Genomic DNA, 18,298 nt, shown 5'->3' on the forward strand with positions numbered 1-18,298 from the left:
ACAGTGGCAACTTAAGGGCTCACTATAATTACATAGTGGAGCTGCCAAAAAGCACGTTGAATTTTTCGCTTTTTACAAAGAGCGTCATGTTGCTTCGATATATCTTCAGAAACTCTGGCGATACATTTTTGCAAAGTAGAGCGTCTTCATGGATGACAATAGGGTTGGACTTGGAATATGGAAAAACCGACAGATTTCTATTTTTAAAATAGAGCAGTGCATCGGGGGTATAGGCAGCTACGGCGTCAACTCTGTTAAGTTCCAGCATTTTGAATAAGCTATCGAAATCCTGAACTTGAACAGTGGTAATATTTAATGCCTTTATGTTTTTTATAAACGTTTTGCCAAACGACATTCCCGCTTGTAGAGCAATTGTTTTACCGGCCAACATGTCTACATTTTTGATTGGCTCTCTATCTTTTTGAGAAAATAGGTAAGCCACTGCTGAATTGTATGCCGGTAACTGGATAGCACCAAGTGTTTCGGCATAGTCGTAAAATTCTGGGTTGTCGTTCATCGGGCTTAGGCAGCAGATTTTGCACTGTTCAAACATGCGCAATGCGCGTTTCGGAGGTGCTACCTGATAGGAATAATGAAATTCATGAGGCAGCACTTCGGATAAGACGCTATCGTATTTGCCCATTTTGTCATCTTGGTGGAGCCCCTCGATTTTATAGGTAATAATTTGAATTTTTTCTGCAGAAAAACAACAAATTCCAAAAGTTGTCGATAACAAAAGTATCGCCACATTTAAGAAAAGGCACCTTTGTAACGCCATTTATTACATTTCCATAGGTGCAAATTTGATAGAGCGACTTAATAAGTCATTGCTTATATGCCATTCTTGCTGATTGGCTATTATCAAAACAATACTTGAGCAACTCGATATTTATCTTCTGATCGATATCAGTGCTACATTTAATATTTTTGAAAAATCACTCAACATTCCAAATTAACTATTTTTTAACTCGAAACCCTAATTTTCCGATTATTTGACAAAAACTTGTTTAAACGTAGTACACAAATATATAAACACTTAGCAATATTGCAATCCACATCGCCGTCATACTTATAGTCCAAGACCGACCAAAAAGTCCGTTGACTCCAAAGTAGCGGGTTGTAAATTGTGCAAGATCCAACGCGTTTTTCGCCTTAAATTTATGCCAGACTTTCTCCAAAGTTGACAACAAATTCAAAATACACGTGCCGGTTGCAGGCATAAAACGGCGCCATAGCCAATCAAAATCAAGGGTTATTGTCAGTGTTCTTTTCATTAACGGCAATAAAAGGAAGAATGCTAAGCCCGAGAACAACAATAGCTGCAAATAGAACAACACCTTTCCTAACGAGTAAGGAACATAGCTCATGGAATAGGGCAGGTGCTGATAAATTGCTTCGGGGTACATACCTAAACCAAGACACGCCAATGAAAATAGAACCATCGCCAATGCCATATTCCAAGGGGCATCTTTAGGGCGAAGCCCGGAATCTTTTTGAAAGAATACAAACCAAGGAAATTTAATACCCGCGTGTAAAAACACACCCGCCGACGCGGCAGCCAGGCAAAAATAAACAAATACCATGCCCTGCGTCATGGCTGCTTCAGAAATCAACGCTTTGCTAATAAAGCCGGAGGTAAGTGGAAAGCTAGATATGGAAAGGGCACCGATAATTCCGCAAATGCATGTAACTGGCATAGTTCGAAACAAGCCACCTAGATCCGTACACTTGCGCATTCCCGTTCGATACAATACGACACCCGCGCTCATAAAAAGCAGCCCTTTGTATATGATATGTGCGAATGCGTGTGCTGCGGCTCCATTTAGGGCAAGCTCTGTTCCTATGCCGACAGCGCAAACCATAAACCCAACCTGATTAACAATGGAGTAGGCGAGAATTCGCCGCGCATCGTTTTCCAGCAACGCATAAATAATGCCGTAGAAGATCATGTAGATGCCTACAGCAATCAGTATCGGCTCGCCGGGAAATAGAAGGATTAAAGCCAGTACCGCCGCTTTCGTCGTAAAGGCAGAGAGAAATACAGTGCCGGTGGCCGTAGCTTCCGGATATGCATCTGAAAGCCAAGCTGAAACCGGCGGGGCTGCTGCATTAATCAACACACCGATTAAAATTAGCCAGGTGGCCACACTATCGGCGCGCATTGCGACAACATCAATTGTGCCCTCCTGCATCGCAACACCTGCGATCCCCACCATTAATATCACGCCACCTAGAAAATGCATCAAGGCATATCGCAAACCAGCCGCTCGTGATTGTTCGGTTCCCCCACACCACACGACTATCGTTGAGAAGATGGCCATTACTTCCCAAAAAATAAACAGTGTTAGTAAGTCACCTGCAAAGGCAACACCGAGTGCACCACCTGCATAGGCAAATGCGGCTGAAAGCTCTAAAGCTTTCGCGTGGCGGAACGCATATAGGCCACCTACAAAAGTCATTAGCGCAAAGATGGTGGCAAATAGGCGTCGTAATTTTCCTCCTTCTACCGGTTCAATTGCCTGATCCATAAAAGTAAAGCTAAGTGATACACCGTCTGGCACCTGCCAAACGAACCAAAGCGCAAACAGTGGCGCTAATAACACTACGCTAATTCGTACTAAACCTCGTGTAAGCGCGATCAGCGCAGAACCAAGAAACAGAATCAGCGCAGGGGGTAGAACTTCAATCATCTGAATTTCCACCTTGATAGAAATTGTCGTCGCGTTTGATAAAACGCCCTAAACCTTTTGCGACGAGTACCATCGCGACACAACATAAGAACCCAAACACAGCGCCAAAACCCAGCCAGCCATCGACGACGAAATAGCCCTTAATCTTTATGAAAAACTGTAAAAAGACTGTTAGCGCTAACAATATACTTCCTCCTATCCAGAGTCCGCGAATTGTTGAAGGGCGTACTAACCAATGATCACTGTTTTGTTGGTTGGAATTCATTAATTTGCTCCAACTAGCTGAGCTGCAAGGGCCAAAGCAGGCTGATTGATCCAAAAGAAAATGATCGTTAGTGTTGCTGTGAAAGTTAGCGCAATCACAATGGCAAGAGGTGCCTCACGGTGATCTTTCACTGGTGGAACAACCTCCGCTTTAAACCAAGCGCTATATACGATTGGTAAAAAATAAGCCGCATTGAGTAGGGTGCTCACCACAATAGCGGCCATGGCAATGTAGTTTTCAGCTTGAAAGGATCCTGTAAGCAGATACCACTTGGAAATAAATCCTGCCGTGGGTGGTATGCCTATCATACTTAGAGCACCAATCGTAAACGCAGCCATCGTCCAAGGCATACGTCGACCAATTCCATGCAATTGGTTTAATTCGGTTTTCTTGCTAGCGGTATAAATACTTCCTGCTGCAAAAAAGAGGGTAATCTTGCCAAACGCGTGAGCAACAATGTGCAAAGCAGCAGCCATTATAGAAAGCGGCATTAACAATGCTGTAGCCAATATCACATACGAAAGTTGCGCAATCGTTGAATAGGCTAACAAGCGCTTTAAGTTAGTTTGTCTTAATGCAATGAAACTTGCGGTAATAATGGTAAATATCGCTGCATATACCAACCAGTCTGCGGCAGATGAAGAGGCTAAAAAATCTATTCCAAAAATATAAATTACTATTTTTGTGATAGTAAAAACACCCGCTTTTACGACAGCAACGGCATGTAATAGTGCGCTAACAGGCGTCGGCGCTACCATCGCTGATGGCAACCAACGGTGTACAGGCATTAATGCCGCCTTACCCGTTCCAAAGACAAACAGCGCAAGAAGTAGCGCTACCGCGGGGCCAGCAATCGCGCCGGTGAGAATGCCGCCGGTAGTAAATGTTAGTGTACCGGTAGCAGAGTAGGTCCAAATGATGGCGGGGAGTAAAAGCCCCATGGATGTTGCCAACAACACACCCAGATAAACTCTAGCCGAGGCAACCGATTTAGCATCGCCTTTGTGGGATACCAATGGATAGGTGGAAAGCGTTAACACCTCATAGAAAACAAATAGTGTTAATAGATTTTCTGCCATCGCCACACCCATCGCACCAGCGATAGCGACCGCGAAACACACATAAAAACGTGTTTGATGGTGCTCTTTATTTCCGCGCATGTAGCCAATGGAGTAGATCGAATTCACTATCCAAAGAAGCGACGCTAGCGCGGCAAAAATCATACCCAGTGGTTCAATCCTAAACCCTATCTCAACACCAGGAAGCAAAGTAGTAAGATGTGCCTGCGGTTGGGCTCCATTAATGACCTCTGGAAGTAAACTCCAAACAAGCCACGCAAGACATATGCCACAGATAAGCGTTATCGCTTCTCGTAAATTTGCAAACCGTTGGCCAACTAAGCCAATAGCGATAGCACCCAGCAATGGCAAAGCGACTATCCACAGCAGTTGCTGTGTTTCCATAATCATCGTATATGTTCCATCAATGTATTGGCGGCTTGCTCTGACAGAGCCAACGGCACTTCGGGGTTTAGGCCAAAATAGACATTTGCCAAGGCAGCTACCCACACGACGATTAATAAAAATGGAGGTGCTTCCGATATTTTTTCAGCTTGCTGTGGCGACATCTCGGTTACACCAAAATAAGCGGATTCTACTACTCGCCAAAGATAAGCAACCGCCATTAGCGAGCTCACCAGTATTACTGCAACAATAAACATTCCCTGAACGCCTTGTTCAAGAGCCGCAGTAATGAAGTACCATTTGCTAATAAAACCAGCTGTTCCCGGAACACCAACCAAACTCATGCCAGCGATTACAAATGCGGCCATGGTCCAAGGCATGTAACGCGCCGCACCTTTTAGGTCGTTTAGCGTCAAACTACTAAAACGCAAACCTAAACAGGCTACCGCAAGAAACAACGCACCTTTAGCTAGAGCGTGATTAAACATGTGCACGGCGCTGGCTGTGAGCCCTGCTGTACTCACTAAACTGGCTCCAAGCCAAATATAAGCAAGTTGCGCAATAGATGAATAAGCGAGCAATCGTTTAATATGGGTTTCAAAAAGTGCAACGCCCGATGCTACTAAAATGGCAATCAACGCTAACGGCATTAAGAAGCTAGAGAAGTGAATATCATGCCCAATTAAATTGCCTTGAAAAACAACGAAATCAAAGCGCAGCATAATGTATAGAGCGATCTTGGTAGAACATGCGGCTAAAAACGCGGTGGCAATGTGTGGCGCGTAAGTATAGCTATTGGGCAACCAAGCATGCAGCGGAAATAAAGCCGCTTTAAGCGCAAGACCCACGGTAATAAAACCTGCTGCTACTATTATCGGCTTAAGTTCTGTTACATCCGCCAACCTAGTTTCCATATCGGCTAGATTTAGTGTTCCCGTCATCATATAGACTAAGCCGACACCAATTAGATAAAACGTAGCCCCAATGGTACCCATAACCACATACTTAAACACCGCCGGTAGCGCACGACGATCAGACCCCGCGGAAATTAGCACATAGCTGGCAAGAGCAGCGATTTCCATGAATACAAAAATATTGAATGCGTCACCGGCAACCAAAATTCCTAGCATTCCTGCTAGTGCAAGCAGCCAAGCAGCGTAGAACAACATATGACGATCTACTGCTAAACCTTCGGTTAGCGAATGCCTTGCGGCGAACAATGTCAGGCTAGAAGCGCCTGTTACGACCAGCAAAAGCAGCGCACTCAACCCATCAACGCGCAGCTCTATCCCTATCGGCGCAGACCATGAACCTACTGCGTAAACAATTACATCACCTTCCAGCACCGTACTAGCCATTGAAATAGCGATAGCAAACGCCATAAGACTCGTTGCTAGTGCGGTCAACCAAGGTAAGATCGACCCTCTTAAAAGCATCACTATTGGTGCAGCCAACAGAGGCATCACTACCTGAATAGCAGGCCAGTGCGCAGCAATACTCATTGTTGATCGTCCTTAGCTTGAATCTCATGCTCTTCAATACTGCCATAGGTTTCTTTAATGCGAACCACAATTGCTAAGCCCAGCGCCGTAGTAGAAATACCCACTACGATTGCGGTAAGAATCAATACCTGAGGAAGCGGATTGGAAAAAATTTGGTCGCTGGCCCCGTTTACAAAGATAGGGGCGGTACCACCATCAACCTTACCCATAGAAATGTAGAGAAGAAACACAGCTGATTGAAAAATAGATAAACCCAAAAGTTTCTTGATGAGATTACCTTTAGTAATCACGGCGCAAAAACCAGTCATCAACAAAACCGCAAACACCCAATAATTATAGAGACCTAGCCATTCCATTGATGATTTTCCCGAGCGGCGAACGCATGAAAAATAGATAGTAAACATCCACAAACCGTAACGCCGACACCCAATTCAATTAACAAGATCCCTAGGTGCTGCCCTGCTACAGGGTCGGCGAGTAACGCAGAATAATCGAGAAGGTTACCGCCTCGTAGGATGCAAGCCACACCAACGAGTGCGTATAGCAAAGCACCACTCGCCATCATGGCTTTAATTACAGGTAGGGGTAATACGGTAAGTGCCGATCCCTCTCCCTCGAGTAATGCATATAAAATCACTGCTGCTGCAAACAAAGCGCCCGCTTGAAAGCCTCCGCCAGGACCAAAATCTCCATGAAATTGAACGTAAAGTCCAAACAATAGAATGAAGGGTATTAATAGTTTTCCAACCACGCGGGGAACAATGTGGTGGCTAAGGGCAGAAGTACCCTTAGAGGTAGACGATGGCGCTCTGCTTTCGCGAGTACCTAGTAACAACATAACGCCAATTGCAGCAGTTAATACCACAAACACCTCGCCCAATGTATCGTAACCGCGAAAGCTACCGAGAACGGCGGTTACTACATTCGGTACATCAATCAATTTCGGTGTTTGCTCTAAGTACCAAGGAGCGAGATGTTGTTGAACCGGTGCGTCAGGATCACCAAGCCTTGGTTGGTCGAAAGTTGCGTAAACAATGAGTGTGCCCACCACCACCAACGGAACCACCAACCAACGCCAAGATCGAACAGAACGCTCGTGTTGTTCAGTAAGTGCCAGCGCGCTCAAAAACAACACCGTAGAGATTCCTGCACCCACTGCGGCTTCTGTAAGCGCAACATCTGCGGCATCCAGAACGAAGAAAATTGCCGCCATCATTAAGCTGAAAATGCCGCTAAGCATGACCGCAACAAATAGGTCAGTGGTGCGAATAATTGCTATTGCAATAATAACCAACATCGTTAATAGAAAGATGCCAAACAGAATTACCATCGTTTAGCCTTCCTTTTGAGGTAGCGTTGTTGCATTGGGCTTCATACCCGACAGCAAAGCCGCATTGGCGAGCGCATAAGTTGCGGTTGGACCTGTCATCAACATGAATACCATGATCGCTAAGAGTTTAATGGTAGCCAGCGAAACACCTGACTGCAGCATGATACCAGTCAAAATCAGTATAGTACCCATGGTGTCTGTGAGGCTTGATGCATGTATACGCGCATAAAACTCGGGCAAACGTAAAACACCAATTGCACCGATAAGAATAAATACGCCCCCTAGGGACAACAGGACCCAGCTCAGCAAATTTAGAAGAAATTCCATTTTACTCGATATCCGGCGTTTGGTTGGCTGCGCCACGCGCAGTTGCATTCTGGAAAAATCTCAGCACGGCAAGTACACCGATAAAATTAATGAGTGCATAGGCCAATGCAAGGTCCAAAAAATCTGGGCGACCATAAAGAAACGCAATAACCGAAAATAACAATACTGTTTTAGTACCGATCATATTTACTGCTAAGACTCGGTCATACACACTAGGACCGGACAAAGCGCGAATTAACGCCAGCGCCATAGTGAACAGAAGTGCTATCGATGCCGCATAATACATATATTCAGTTACCTTTTAGCGCAGCAACACGGCGGTTGATTTCGCCTTCCAGCAAGGCCTTTGCACCCGCCTGGGTTAAACAATGTGCTGTCAATTTCCCTTGATAAATATCTAACGTCACAGAGCCTGGCGTTAGGCTAATCGAATTTCCCAAAATCACTTGGCCCACGGGATCAGTTGGCAGTGTGTCTATTACAACTAGCGTTGGACTGATAGGTAAATCTCGGCTCAATATAATCTTTGCAATCTTAAAACTAGATAATGCAATTTCTTTTAACAGCCAAATCCAATATAGAGGCAACCGCGGGAAAGCACTCCAAGAATAAACAGAATCATCCAGTGCACCCATCCGGTGAGCCATGTATAAGGAAAGCAAGCAAGAGAAAGCACCTAGACCGATTAGCAATGGCTTATAGATACCAGACCAGAGTAACCAAGCAACAATTAATACCAATAAGAGCAGGGCTAACCTTTGTAGATAACGGAAATCAGTCACAATCATAGGGTTCTCTGCTATGTGTTACAGGTCTGCGATTCGTTGGGATAATGTTTACCCAACGATTAATATAAATAAGCTCGTTCAGTAACACTCTTCACCAAGTTGCAAAGTTTTAGGTCTTCAATCACTGAGTCAGCCGCTATGTTTGCCGAAATATTGGTATTTGAACCTACTCCTCGAATACGTGCGGCACTTTTAATAAAGGCTACTTCTGTTTTAGCCTCGGTATTTGCGTCTTGTATCGCTTTTTGGTCCAAGGCCACTGCACCATCAATAAACCCTAGGTTATAACTTAAGCAAAACGTTCCGCGATTGGCCTTCGGGCCGTCAGGAAAAGTATTACACACTGAAGCCAAGTCTATAGCCGTTAGCGCCTTAGCTCCAGTCGTGTTACTTGCACAAGGAAGGACGGCAGGTATGCAGATCGTACCAAGCAGACTCTTTAGCATTAATGGGTCCTATTCAAATCCATCTATCGAAGGTGCTTTGCTTTTCCTACATCCAGCAGAAGGACAGCCGCCAAAAACCTCGTAAATGGTCTAGGTTTGAGCGAGTACTCGCTGGATGTTGTGACTGAAATCATACACTCGAGGTGTAATTTATTATTAATTCACCGATATGTATTGGGTTCTTCTCCTTTTTACAGCCTAGTCTCAGTCCCATAGTAGTACAACCCAAAACTAAAAATCCATGGATTATTCTGGATTAGTAGGGGCTAATCCAAGACCAACATCAAGAAAATTGGGTGCTACCACCCTTCGATGAGGGAGCTATATCGCCAAGCCGTCAGATCCAAGTTTACAGTCTATCCAAGGGCTCATTAGAATAGCCCAAACCCGATCTAGGACCAAATTTGGGTTGCTGATCCACTCATTTGATGTGCCTTTTTGGCCTTTCTAAATAGATAGAATCTAACTTTCTCTGTGTTCGGTAGCTTTTCCTAGGTGACTTCGCTACTAGGAATTTTTCTTTGTTTTGTAGATTAGACGCCTGAACACATTGCTCAAATGCCGGCCCCCAATGTTAATTTGATGTCGATTAAAATTGGCTCTAGTGAGCCAATTTTAATCGTGATAAGAGAGGATCATTTAGTTTAATCAAACCAGGTATGATTATTCGACTGTGACAGACTTGGCGAGGTTTCTTGGCTGGTCTACATCCGTTCCTTTTACAATAGCGACGTGATATGAAAGCAGTTGTAACGGGATAGTATAAACCATAGGTGCAATGGTTTCAGGAACCGAGTGGACATCAATGACAGTAACATCATTGGAATTAGGAAACGCATCCGCTTGATCTGAAAACACGAACAACTTGCCACCTCGAGCTTGAACTTCCTCCAAATTGGATTTTAGTTTTTCCATTAATTCATTATTTGGTGCGACAGCTACAATCGGCATATCGCTATCCACAAGCGCTAGCGGACCATGCTTCAACTCTCCTGCGGGATATGATTCCGCATGAATATATGATATTTCTTTGAGTTTAAGTGCACCTTCCATCGCAACGGGGTACTCCACGCCACGGCCAAGGAAAAGTGCGTGGTGCTTATCGGCAAAGGCTTCGCTGGTTTTCTTAATGACATCGTCCAACAATAGAGCTTTACTAACCGCTTCGGGCAGCGATGCTAAAGCTGAAACCATGTCTGATTCTATTGCCTCTGTTAGTCCATGACGACGCCCTAACGCTATGGTTAACAACTGCAAGGCCACCAATTGGGTGGTGAATGCTTTGGTCGACGCGACGCCAATCTCTGGGCCTGCATGCGTCATAAACACCAAATCTGACTCCCGAACAAGGGATGAGCTTGGAGCATTACAGATAACGAGACTCGCGAGATAATCACTTTTCTTCGCTTCTTTTAGTGCTGCTAAAGTATCTGCGGTTTCCCCTGATTGAGAGATGGTAACGAACAGGGTATCGTCAGGTACAAATACTTTTCGATAGCGGTACTCGCTAGCTACCTCAACCTGGCACGGAATACCGGCTATAGATTCCATCCAATATTTAGCGACCAATCCGGCGTGGTAACTTGTGCCGCAAGCAACAATTTGAACGCCTTTTACGCGATCAAAAATAGCTTTAGCTTCGGTGCCAAAGGCCTCTTCCAAAACATGATGTTTAGAAATTCGGCCCTGCAAGGTTCGCTTTAAAACTTCAGGCTGCTCAAAAATTTCTTTCAACATATAGTGGCGATATTCGCCTTTAGATGCGGCTTCAGCTTTATCCGTTAATTGAACAACTTTCCGTTCGACGAATTCTTTTTCGTCATTGAAGATGGTAAATTTTTTTCGCTCTAGGTGTACGAAGTCGCCTTCTTCTAAAAACACGAAGCGATCCGTTACCTGACGCAAGGCCATTTGGTCAGATGCGACAAAATTCTCTTCAATACCCAAACCCAAGACTAAAGGGCTGCCGCTACGGCAGGCTACGAGTTCGTCCGGAAAGTTTGTGTTTACCACCGCTATTGCATAAGCACCCTCGAACAGCGCAACAGCCTGTTGGGTTGCCTCGAGTAAGCTCAATCCAGTTTTTACTAGCGCGTGAATTTGGTGTGCGATAACTTCAGTATCGGTTTCAGAAGAAAATACATATCCTTGGCTTTTCAGTTTTTCCCTAAGCAACCCATGGTTTTCGATAATGCCATTGTGAACAACCGCTATTTCGTTCGATTGATGAGGATGGGCATTTTTTTCTGTCGGTTTACCATGAGTTGCCCAACGTGTGTGAGCAATACCAACGGTGCCCAACGCGGGATTAGCTTCTAGATTATCCACTAGCCCTTTGACCTTGCCGACTGCCTTTCTGATTTGTAATTGCTTATCGGCATCAATTATAGCTAATCCCGCTGAATCGTAGCCACGGTATTCAAGGCGCATAAGCCCCTCAACTAAAATCGCGGTCACGTTGCGACTAGCAACTGCACCTACAATTCCACACATAATTACTCCCTGTCAGTATATTTTTAAAAATAGATTAGCCACGTTTCTTGAAGCTTATTTTTTACTCGGCTTTTGCCAGCCTTCTATATTGCGCTGCTTTGCTCTAGCTATGGCAAGCTCTGCTTGCTCGATATTTTTTGTAATGGTTGAACCAGCGCCTACGGTCGCATCATTGGAAATTTCGACCGGCGCCACTAATGAACTGTTCGAGCCGATAAAGACTCTATCGCCAATCACTGTTTTAAATTTGTTCACGCCATCGTAGTTGCAGGTAATAGTGCCTGCACCAATATTAACACCGGTGCCTAGTACGGCATCGCCAACATAGCTTAGGTGATTGATCTTACTGCCTTTACCCACTTTGGCTTTTTTCGTCTCAACGAAATTACCTATTTTCGCGTTTTCAGCGAGCTCTGTTCCTGGTCTCAGCCTAGCGAAAGGGCCAATTTCGCAGCCCGAGGCGACGCGCGTATCTTCAAGGTGGCTGTTAGATTTAATCAGTACGTTATCGCCAACACTAACATTGCGCAGAATACAATTTGGCTCGATATGAACGCCGCTACCAAGTGTCACCTCGCCCTCAAAAACACAATTCACATCAATAATAACGTCGGTGCCGCAAGTTAATTTACCGCGTACATCGAAACGGTAGGGATCGAGTAGTGTTACACCATCATCCATGAGGCGATCGGCATTGGTTTTTTGATAAAAACGCTCTAGCTCTGCTTGTTGACGGCGATTATTCACACCAAGCACTTCCAATTCCGATAATGGGTGCACTCCATTTACCTGAATGCCGTCGCGCGAGGCTAGGGCGATAACATCGGTCAAATAATACTCTCCCTGCGCGTTGTCGTTAGATAGTTCTGGCAGCCATCTTTTTAATAATGCACCTTTTACGGCCATAACGCCGGTGTTGACTTCCTGTATTCGCAGTTGCGCCGCTGTAGCGTCTTTTTGTTCAACAATGGCAACGATATTTTTTTCGTTGTTGCGAACTATGCGCCCATAACCTGTTGGATCGGAGAGGAGCACTGTCAACAAGGCCATTTCGAAATGGTTTACTTTCGTGAGTAGGTTATTCAGGGTTTCAACGCCAATTAAAGGAACATCACCGTAAAGTATTAGTACGATGGCATCATCGCGCAGCTGATCTAATGTTTGTAAGACAGCGTGACCCGTACCTAATTGCTCGGTTTGCGCCACAAAACTTAATTGGGGTGCTGAAACCCGAGCTTGAACTTGATCGGCGCCATGACCCACGACAACGATGAGGTTACTTTCACCAAGGCTTTGGCTAGTATTGAGAACATGCTGTAATAACGGCTTTCCCGCTACAGGATGCAGAACTTTTGGTATTGTTGATTTCATGCGGGTTCCCTTGCCCGCGGCAAGGACAACGATGTCTAACATAATAATTTCATACCTTGGGTTCCCGGCCGTCCCTGGACGCCCCATAGGAACATCGTTAGTAGCGTTGAAGTTGATATAACCCCAACCTGAATTGAGCTTTGACCTCAAATTTTGCCCAATAAAAAAGGGCAGCTAATGCTACCCCTTTTTACCTAACTTTTCGCGCAAACTTACTTATTAAGCTTTTTGCGAATTGCTTGGAGCGTACGAAGTTGTGCAGAAGCCTCAGCCAACTCAATTGCCGCGCGGGAGAAGTCAATTTCGCCGTTGTGGTTATTGAGGTCCTTTAACGCCGCTTTCTGCGCTTCGAGGGCTGCAGCTTCATTCAAATCATCAGCACGCAGCGCCGCATCTGCCAGCACGGTTACATGGTAGGGTTGAACCTCCAAATAACCACCGGAGAGATAGTATACTTCTTCTACCCCTCCTTGCTTTATTACGCGAACAGGGCCTGGTTTAAGGCTACATAGTAAGGGCGCGTGTCCATAGGTAATACCAAGATCACCCTCGCTTCCGGCCGCTACTACGAGCTCTACCAAGCCAGAGAAGATAGCTTCTTCTGCACTGACGATGTCGCAATGGACTGTCATGGCCATATTACTTGCCTCATTTATCGGCTATTACTTCTTCATTTTCGCAGCTTTCTCGACGGCTTCGTCGATAGAGCCAACCATGTAGAACGCCTGCTCTGGCATATTGTCATAATCGCCAGCTAATAAACCTTTAAAGCCTGCAATGGTGTCTTTCAAAGACACATACTTGCCAGGTGCGCCGGTGAAAACTTCGGCCACATGGAAAGGCTGAGACAAGAAACGCTCGATTTTACGTGCACGATAAACAGTCTGCTTATCTTCCTCAGACAGTTCATCCATGCCCAAAATGGCAATAATGTCCTTCAATTCTTTATAGCGCTGAAGAACGGTTTGTACACCACGCGCTGTGTCGTAGTGCTCGGCCCCAATGATCAGTGGATCTAACTGACGCGAGCTTGAATCCAGTGGATCAATCGCTGGGTAAATACCCTTAGCGGCGATATCACGGCTCAATACCACGGTTGAATCCAAGTGCGCAAAGGTGGTGGCAGGCGAGGGGTCAGTCAAGTCATCCGCAGGTACGTATACCGCTTGGATTGACGTAATTGAACCGGTTTTTGTAGAAGTAATACGCTCCTGCAAAACACCCATTTCTTCGGCCAGTGTTGGCTGATAACCCACCGCTGATGGCATACGACCCAACAGCGCAGATACTTCGGTACCGGCCAAGGTGTAACGGTAAATGTTGTCTACGAACAACAGTACGTCTTTACCTTCGTCACGGAATTTTTCCGCCATGGTCAAGCCGGTCAAGGCGACGCGCAAACGGTTACCCGGTGGCTCGTTCATCTGGCCGTAAACCATCGCTACTTTGTCCAGTACATTGGACTCTTTCATTTCATGGTAGAAGTCGTTCCCTTCACGGGTACGCTCACCAACACCGGCGAATACGGATAAACCGCTGTGCGCCTTGGCGATGTTGTTGATCAGTTCCATCATGTTTACAGTTTTGCCTACACCAGCACCACCGAACAAGCCTACTTTACCGCCCTTGGCGAAAGGACAAACAAGGTCGATTACCTTGATGCCAGTTTCCAACAAATCGGAAGAAGGCGATAACTCATCATAGGCGGGTGCTTTACGGTGAATAGGCATGCGAGCCTTTTCGCCAATAGGACCGGCTTCGTCGATAGGGTTACCTAAAACATCCATAATGCGACCCAGGGTTTCTTTGCCCACGGGTACAGATACAGGTGCGTTGGTGTTATTTACGCTTAATCCACGGCTCAAACCTTCTGAAGAGCCCATGGCAATCGCGCGTACCACACCGTCACCCAGCTGCTGTTGCACTTCGAGGGTCAGATTCTTATCTGACACTACCAATGCATCGTAGACCTGGGGTACGGAATCACGCGGAAATTCCACGTCAATAACGGCACCGATGATTTGTACAATGCGTCCGCTACTCATTTCCGGTTCCTCTTAAAAACCTAAATTTCAAAACTTTTTTGCTGCTGCTGCGTTAAACCGCTGCTGCGCCGCTTACAATCTCAGACAATTCTTGGGTAATCGCCGCTTGTCGTGCTTTGTTGTACACCAGCTGTAGATCCTTAATGAGATCACCGGCGTTATCAGTGGCGTTTTTCATTGCCAACATACGCGCTGCCTGTTCACAAGCACCGTTCTCAACAACGGCCTGATAGACCTGAGATTCGATGTAACGGTCCAACAAACCATCTAACAATACTTTCGCATCTGGTTCGTACAAGTAGTCCCAAGCATGCGACAATTTTTCGGTTTTCTCCGCCAATAAAGGCAGCAACTGATTCACATAGGGCACTTGTGTCATTGTGTTAACGAAATCGTTTCCGACCAAAAACAAGCGATCAATCTTTGACTCAGCATACGCATTTAACATGGTTTGCACTGTGCCAATTAAGCTGGCTAACGAGGGGTTTTCGCCCACATCGCGCACAGAGGCCACAACGTTACCGCCGTAGCTCTTAAAAAATGATTGCGCTTTCGCACCGATAACACAAATATCGATACCAACACCCTGTTGCGCCCATTGCTTCATATCTTTTATAGCGCCTTTGAACATATTGATGTTCAAGCCACCACATAAACCACGGTCAGTGGATACAAGAATGTAACCAACGCGCTTTACTTCACGCTCCTGCAAATACAAATGCTTGTATTCAGGAGCTGCATTAGCAATGTGCCCAACTACAGCGCGTATGCGCTGAGCGTAAGGCTTACCAAGTTGCATGCGCTCTTGCGCTTTCCGCATCTTACTCGCCGCAACCATTTCCATGGCAGAGGTGATCTTCTGCGTACTTTTAATACTCGTAATTTGAGTACGTATCTCTTTTCCGGCTGCCATAGTGGGCCTCAAACAGATTCGTTAAAGTTATTAACTGGGGCTTGTGCAGCCCCGGCCAATTACCAGGTTTGGGTTGCCTTGAATTTCTCCAATGCACCTTTCAACGTCGCGGCGATTTCATCGTTGTAATCACCACTGGCGTTTACTTTCTTCATTAAATCGCTGTGTTCAGCGTTCATGTAAGAAAGTAGGGCATTTTCGAAGGCACCGATCTTGGCTACTTCAACATCTTTAAGGAAGCCTTCGTTAGCGGCATAAACCACAACGCCCAGTTCAGCCACTTTCAATGGTTGATACTGCTTCTGCTTCATCAATTCTGTTACACGTTCACCGTTGTCGAGCTGCGCTTTAGTCGCTTCATCAAGGTCAGAAGCAAACTGGGAGAAAGCCGCCAGTTCGCGGTACTGTGCCAAAGAGGTACGAATACCACCAGACAACTTTTTGATGATTTTGGTCTGCGCTGCACCACCTACACGCGATACCGAAATACCGGCGTTCATTGCAGGGCGTACGCCGGCGTTAAACAGGTTGGTATCGAGGAAGATCTGACCATCGGTAATCGAAATCACGTTAGTCGGTACGAATGCAGATACGTCACCAGCCTGGGTTTCAATGATTGGCAGTGCGGTCAACGAACCGGTTTTGCCTTTCACTTCGCCCTTGGTGAAAGCTTCTACGTAGTCAGCGTTTACACGCGACGCACGCTCAAGAAGACGCGAGTGCAAATAGAACACGTCACCTGGGTAGGCTTCACGGCCTGGTGGACGACGCAACAACAGAGAGATCTGACGGTAAGCCCAAGCTTGCTTGGTCAAATCATCATAAATGATCAATGCATCTTCACCGCGATCGCGGAAGTACTCACCCATGGTGCAACCGGCGAAGGGCGCCAAGAATTGCATTGCCGCTGGGTCAGAGGCTGTCGCTGCGATAACGATGGTGTGATCCATAGCGCCGTGTTCTTCTAAACGACGTACTACCGCCGCTACTGAAGAGGCCTTTTGGCCAATCGCTACGTACACACACTTAATGCCAGTGCCTTTTTGGTTGATGATGGCATCAACAGCAATAGCGGTTTTACCGGTTTGACGGTCACCGATGATCAATTCGCGCTGGCCACGGCCGATTGGCACCATGGCGTCGATGGCTTTTAAGCCAATCTGAACAGGTTGATCAACCGATTGACGAGCAATTACACCGGGTGCAATTTTTTCGATCGCGTCAGTTTCAGTCGTGGCAAGTGCGCCTTTGCCGTCAATGGGGTTACCCAAGGCATCAACTACGCGACCCAATAGGCCTTCACCTACGGGCACTTCCAAAATGCGACCGGTACAACGAACCTTTTGGCCTTCCGCTAAACCTTGGGTATCACCCAGAACCACGGCACCGACAGAGTCTTGCTCGAGGTTCAAGGCCATGCCGAAGCGGCCGCCATCAAATTCAATCATTTCACCGTACATAACGCCGGCCAACCCGTGGATACGGATAATGCCGTCGGATACGGAAACAATGGTGCCCTCATTTTGGGCTTCAGTAGACACATCGAGGTTATCGATGCGCTGCTTGATAATTTCACTGATTTCCGAAGGATTCAGTTGCTGCATGCTATTGTCCTCAATCCTATAAGAGTTAGGCGTTCATCGCTTCGGCGAGCTTGGCCAGTCGACCGCGTAAAGAACCATCTATGATGGTATCGCCAGCGCGAATTACCGCACCGCCAATTAAACTTTCATCTACGCTAGCCTGGACACGCACATCACAACTGAGTTTCTTACTCAGTGCGTTCGCCAATTTCTCTTGAAGGTCGGCGGAAAGGGTAAAAGCTGATACCACTTCCACATCGATGGTTTTTTCCTGTGCTGCTTTAAGCTGCTCAAAAATCACCGCTATGTGCGGTAAAAGAGCAAGACGCTTATTGGCGGCCAGGTTCTTAATAAAGTTTTGGCCCTTGGCGCTAAGCTGATCACCGCAAACATCGACAAAAATCTGGGCTTTTTGATCTGCAGTATAAGACGGCAAGCTTAACACCTGCTGCATTACCTTTTGCTGAGCAACGGCAGCAGCCGTTTTCAGCGACACAGACCAGCCAGCAAGATCTTTTGCTGCCAGTGCGTATTCGAACGCGGCTTTGGCGTAAGGTCGGGCCAGGGTGGTCAATTCAGCCATGGAATCCTCGCTTACAGCTCTTGCGCCAATTGATTAAGCAAATCCGTATGTTTGGTAGCGTCTACAGACGAACCTAACACCTTGGAAGCACCGGCCAGTGCTAAAGTAGCTACCTGCAAACGCAGAGCTTCTTTGGCACGGTTAGTTTCCTGCACGATTTCTGCCTGAGCAGAAGCTTTCAAACGATCACCTTCAGCGCGCGCTTGTTCTTTCGCTTCTTCTACAATTTGAACACCGCGCTTATTTGCCTGTTCAATGATAGCTGCCGCTTGCGCTTTAGCTTCCTTCAGTTGATCAGTGGCTTTCTTTTGCGCAAGTTCTAAATCTTTGTCGGCACGCTCTGCAGCCTGCAACCCATTGGCAATTTTATTTTCTCGCTCAACCATTACGCCTAATAGCGCAGGCCAAACAAACTTCCAACAGAACCAGACGAATACCAAAAAGGTAATCGATTGACCTATTAGGGTTAGATTAATATTCACACTAACACCTCTTGCTC

19 protein-coding genes are annotated in these 18,298 nt (G+C 46.2%); all 19 read right to left on the minus strand.

Features of this window, described 5'->3' with window-relative positions:
• Window positions 1-28: 28 nt before the first annotated feature.
• Complete coding sequence (locus ACGHTT_RS19650) at window positions 29-778, minus strand: substrate-binding periplasmic protein (protein ID WP_390592710.1); 750 nt, start codon at window positions 776-778, stop codon at window positions 29-31.
• 229 nt (window positions 779-1,007) lie between these two features.
• The gene (locus ACGHTT_RS19655) at window positions 1,008-2,690 is read right to left on the minus strand and encodes a Na(+)/H(+) antiporter subunit D (RefSeq protein ID WP_390592711.1); all 1,683 of its coding nucleotides are present in this window, start codon (window positions 2,688-2,690) and stop codon (window positions 1,008-1,010) included.
• Window positions 2,683-2,955, minus strand: a complete 273-nt coding sequence (locus ACGHTT_RS19660) for a hypothetical protein (RefSeq protein WP_390592712.1) — start codon at window positions 2,953-2,955, stop codon at window positions 2,683-2,685. Before ACGHTT_RS19660 ends, ACGHTT_RS19655 begins: the two co-directional genes overlap by 8 nt.
• The gene (locus ACGHTT_RS19665) at window positions 2,955-4,424 is read right to left on the minus strand and encodes a monovalent cation/H+ antiporter subunit D family protein (RefSeq protein ID WP_390592713.1); all 1,470 of its coding nucleotides are present in this window, start codon (window positions 4,422-4,424) and stop codon (window positions 2,955-2,957) included. Before ACGHTT_RS19665 ends, ACGHTT_RS19660 begins: the two co-directional genes overlap by 1 nt.
• Window positions 4,421-5,920: a monovalent cation/H+ antiporter subunit D family protein gene (locus ACGHTT_RS19670; RefSeq protein WP_390592714.1), complete on the minus strand. Its 1,500-nt coding sequence runs from the start codon at window positions 5,918-5,920 to the stop codon at window positions 4,421-4,423. The genes ACGHTT_RS19665 and ACGHTT_RS19670 overlap by 4 nt, the downstream gene beginning before the upstream one ends.
• Window positions 5,917-6,276: a cation:proton antiporter subunit C gene (locus tag ACGHTT_RS19675; RefSeq protein ID WP_390592715.1), complete on the minus strand. Its 360-nt coding sequence runs from the start codon at window positions 6,274-6,276 to the stop codon at window positions 5,917-5,919. Before ACGHTT_RS19675 ends, ACGHTT_RS19670 begins: the two co-directional genes overlap by 4 nt.
• Window positions 6,264-7,250, minus strand: coding sequence for a DUF4040 domain-containing protein (locus tag ACGHTT_RS19680; RefSeq protein WP_390592716.1), 987 nt, complete (start codon window positions 7,248-7,250; stop codon window positions 6,264-6,266). The genes ACGHTT_RS19675 and ACGHTT_RS19680 overlap by 13 nt, the downstream gene beginning before the upstream one ends.
• Before the next feature lie 3 nt (window positions 7,251-7,253).
• Window positions 7,254-7,577: a monovalent cation/H(+) antiporter subunit G gene (mnhG, locus tag ACGHTT_RS19685; protein WP_390592717.1), complete on the minus strand. Its 324-nt coding sequence runs from the start codon at window positions 7,575-7,577 to the stop codon at window positions 7,254-7,256.
• A 1-nt stretch (window position 7,578) separates the two neighbouring features.
• On the minus strand, window positions 7,579-7,863 hold the full coding sequence (locus ACGHTT_RS19690; protein ID WP_390592719.1) for a monovalent cation/H+ antiporter complex subunit F: 285 nt from the start codon (window positions 7,861-7,863) through the stop codon (window positions 7,579-7,581).
• Between the two features lie 4 nt (window positions 7,864-7,867).
• On the minus strand, window positions 7,868-8,365 hold the full coding sequence (locus ACGHTT_RS19695; protein WP_390592720.1) for a Na+/H+ antiporter subunit E: 498 nt from the start codon (window positions 8,363-8,365) through the stop codon (window positions 7,868-7,870).
• 59 nt (window positions 8,366-8,424) lie between these two features.
• Window positions 8,425-8,811, minus strand: coding sequence for a hypothetical protein (locus ACGHTT_RS19700; protein WP_390592721.1), 387 nt, complete (start codon window positions 8,809-8,811; stop codon window positions 8,425-8,427).
• Window positions 8,812-9,474: 663 nt separating this feature from the next.
• The gene (gene glmS / locus ACGHTT_RS19705) at window positions 9,475-11,304 is read right to left on the minus strand and encodes a glutamine--fructose-6-phosphate transaminase (isomerizing) (RefSeq protein ID WP_390592722.1); all 1,830 of its coding nucleotides are present in this window, start codon (window positions 11,302-11,304) and stop codon (window positions 9,475-9,477) included.
• A gap of 54 nt (window positions 11,305-11,358) precedes the next feature.
• Window positions 11,359-12,717: a bifunctional UDP-N-acetylglucosamine diphosphorylase/glucosamine-1-phosphate N-acetyltransferase GlmU gene (gene glmU, locus ACGHTT_RS19710; RefSeq protein WP_390592723.1), complete on the minus strand. Its 1,359-nt coding sequence runs from the start codon at window positions 12,715-12,717 to the stop codon at window positions 11,359-11,361.
• Window positions 12,718-12,887: 170 nt separating this feature from the next.
• Entirely contained in the window at window positions 12,888-13,313 is a 426-nt protein-coding gene (locus ACGHTT_RS19715) for a F0F1 ATP synthase subunit epsilon (RefSeq protein WP_390592724.1), read from the minus strand.
• 24 nt (window positions 13,314-13,337) lie between these two features.
• Window positions 13,338-14,720, minus strand: coding sequence for a F0F1 ATP synthase subunit beta (gene atpD, locus ACGHTT_RS19720; RefSeq protein ID WP_390592725.1), 1,383 nt, complete (start codon window positions 14,718-14,720; stop codon window positions 13,338-13,340).
• A 52-nt stretch (window positions 14,721-14,772) separates the two neighbouring features.
• Window positions 14,773-15,633, minus strand: coding sequence for a F0F1 ATP synthase subunit gamma (atpG, locus tag ACGHTT_RS19725; protein WP_390592726.1), 861 nt, complete (start codon window positions 15,631-15,633; stop codon window positions 14,773-14,775).
• A 59-nt stretch (window positions 15,634-15,692) separates the two neighbouring features.
• Window positions 15,693-17,237, minus strand: a complete 1,545-nt coding sequence (gene atpA, locus ACGHTT_RS19730; RefSeq protein ID WP_390592727.1) for a F0F1 ATP synthase subunit alpha — start codon at window positions 17,235-17,237, stop codon at window positions 15,693-15,695.
• A gap of 25 nt (window positions 17,238-17,262) precedes the next feature.
• A complete protein-coding gene (locus ACGHTT_RS19735) occupies window positions 17,263-17,799 on the minus strand; it encodes a F0F1 ATP synthase subunit delta (RefSeq protein WP_290260171.1) in 537 nt (178 codons plus the stop codon).
• A gap of 11 nt (window positions 17,800-17,810) precedes the next feature.
• Window positions 17,811-18,281 (minus strand): F0F1 ATP synthase subunit B, encoded by a 471-nt coding sequence (locus ACGHTT_RS19740; RefSeq protein WP_390592728.1) that lies wholly within the window; start codon window positions 18,279-18,281, stop codon window positions 17,811-17,813.
• Between the last annotated feature and the right edge of the window lie 17 nt (window positions 18,282-18,298).

This window comes from Simiduia litorea, assembly GCF_042853465.1.
Taxonomy (GTDB): Bacteria; Pseudomonadota; Gammaproteobacteria; order Pseudomonadales; family Cellvibrionaceae; genus Simiduia; species Simiduia litorea.

Coding starts and splice junctions, on each gene's coding strand:
- ACGHTT_RS19650 (WP_390592710.1), bottom strand. CDS start 778: ATGGCGTTACAAAGGTGCCTTTTCTTAAATGTGGCGATACTTTTGTTA.
- ACGHTT_RS19655 (WP_390592711.1), bottom strand. CDS start 2,690: ATGATTGAAGTTCTACCCCCTGCGCTGATTCTGTTTCTTGGTTCTGCG.
- ACGHTT_RS19660 (WP_390592712.1), bottom strand. CDS start 2,955: ATGAATTCCAACCAACAAAACAGTGATCATTGGTTAGTACGCCCTTCA.
- ACGHTT_RS19665 (WP_390592713.1), bottom strand. CDS start 4,424: ATGATTATGGAAACACAGCAACTGCTGTGGATAGTCGCTTTGCCATTG.
- ACGHTT_RS19670 (WP_390592714.1), bottom strand. CDS start 5,920: ATGAGTATTGCTGCGCACTGGCCTGCTATTCAGGTAGTGATGCCTCTG.
- ACGHTT_RS19675 (WP_390592715.1), bottom strand. CDS start 6,276: ATGGAATGGCTAGGTCTCTATAATTATTGGGTGTTTGCGGTTTTGTTG.
- ACGHTT_RS19680 (WP_390592716.1), bottom strand. CDS start 7,250: ATGGTAATTCTGTTTGGCATCTTTCTATTAACGATGTTGGTTATTATT.
- mnhG (WP_390592717.1), bottom strand. CDS start 7,577: ATGGAATTTCTTCTAAATTTGCTGAGCTGGGTCCTGTTGTCCCTAGGG.
- ACGHTT_RS19690 (WP_390592719.1), bottom strand. CDS start 7,863: ATGTATTATGCGGCATCGATAGCACTTCTGTTCACTATGGCGCTGGCG.
- ACGHTT_RS19695 (WP_390592720.1), bottom strand. CDS start 8,365: ATGATTGTGACTGATTTCCGTTATCTACAAAGGTTAGCCCTGCTCTTA.
- ACGHTT_RS19700 (WP_390592721.1), bottom strand. CDS start 8,811: ATGCTAAAGAGTCTGCTTGGTACGATCTGCATACCTGCCGTCCTTCCT.
- glmS (WP_390592722.1), bottom strand. CDS start 11,304: ATGTGTGGAATTGTAGGTGCAGTTGCTAGTCGCAACGTGACCGCGATT.
- glmU (WP_390592723.1), bottom strand. CDS start 12,717: ATGTTAGACATCGTTGTCCTTGCCGCGGGCAAGGGAACCCGCATGAAA.
- ACGHTT_RS19715 (WP_390592724.1), bottom strand. CDS start 13,313: ATGGCCATGACAGTCCATTGCGACATCGTCAGTGCAGAAGAAGCTATC.
- atpD (WP_390592725.1), bottom strand. CDS start 14,720: ATGAGTAGCGGACGCATTGTACAAATCATCGGTGCCGTTATTGACGTG.
- atpG (WP_390592726.1), bottom strand. CDS start 15,633: ATGGCAGCCGGAAAAGAGATACGTACTCAAATTACGAGTATTAAAAGT.
- atpA (WP_390592727.1), bottom strand. CDS start 17,237: ATGCAGCAACTGAATCCTTCGGAAATCAGTGAAATTATCAAGCAGCGC.
- ACGHTT_RS19735 (WP_290260171.1), bottom strand. CDS start 17,799: ATGGCTGAATTGACCACCCTGGCCCGACCTTACGCCAAAGCCGCGTTC.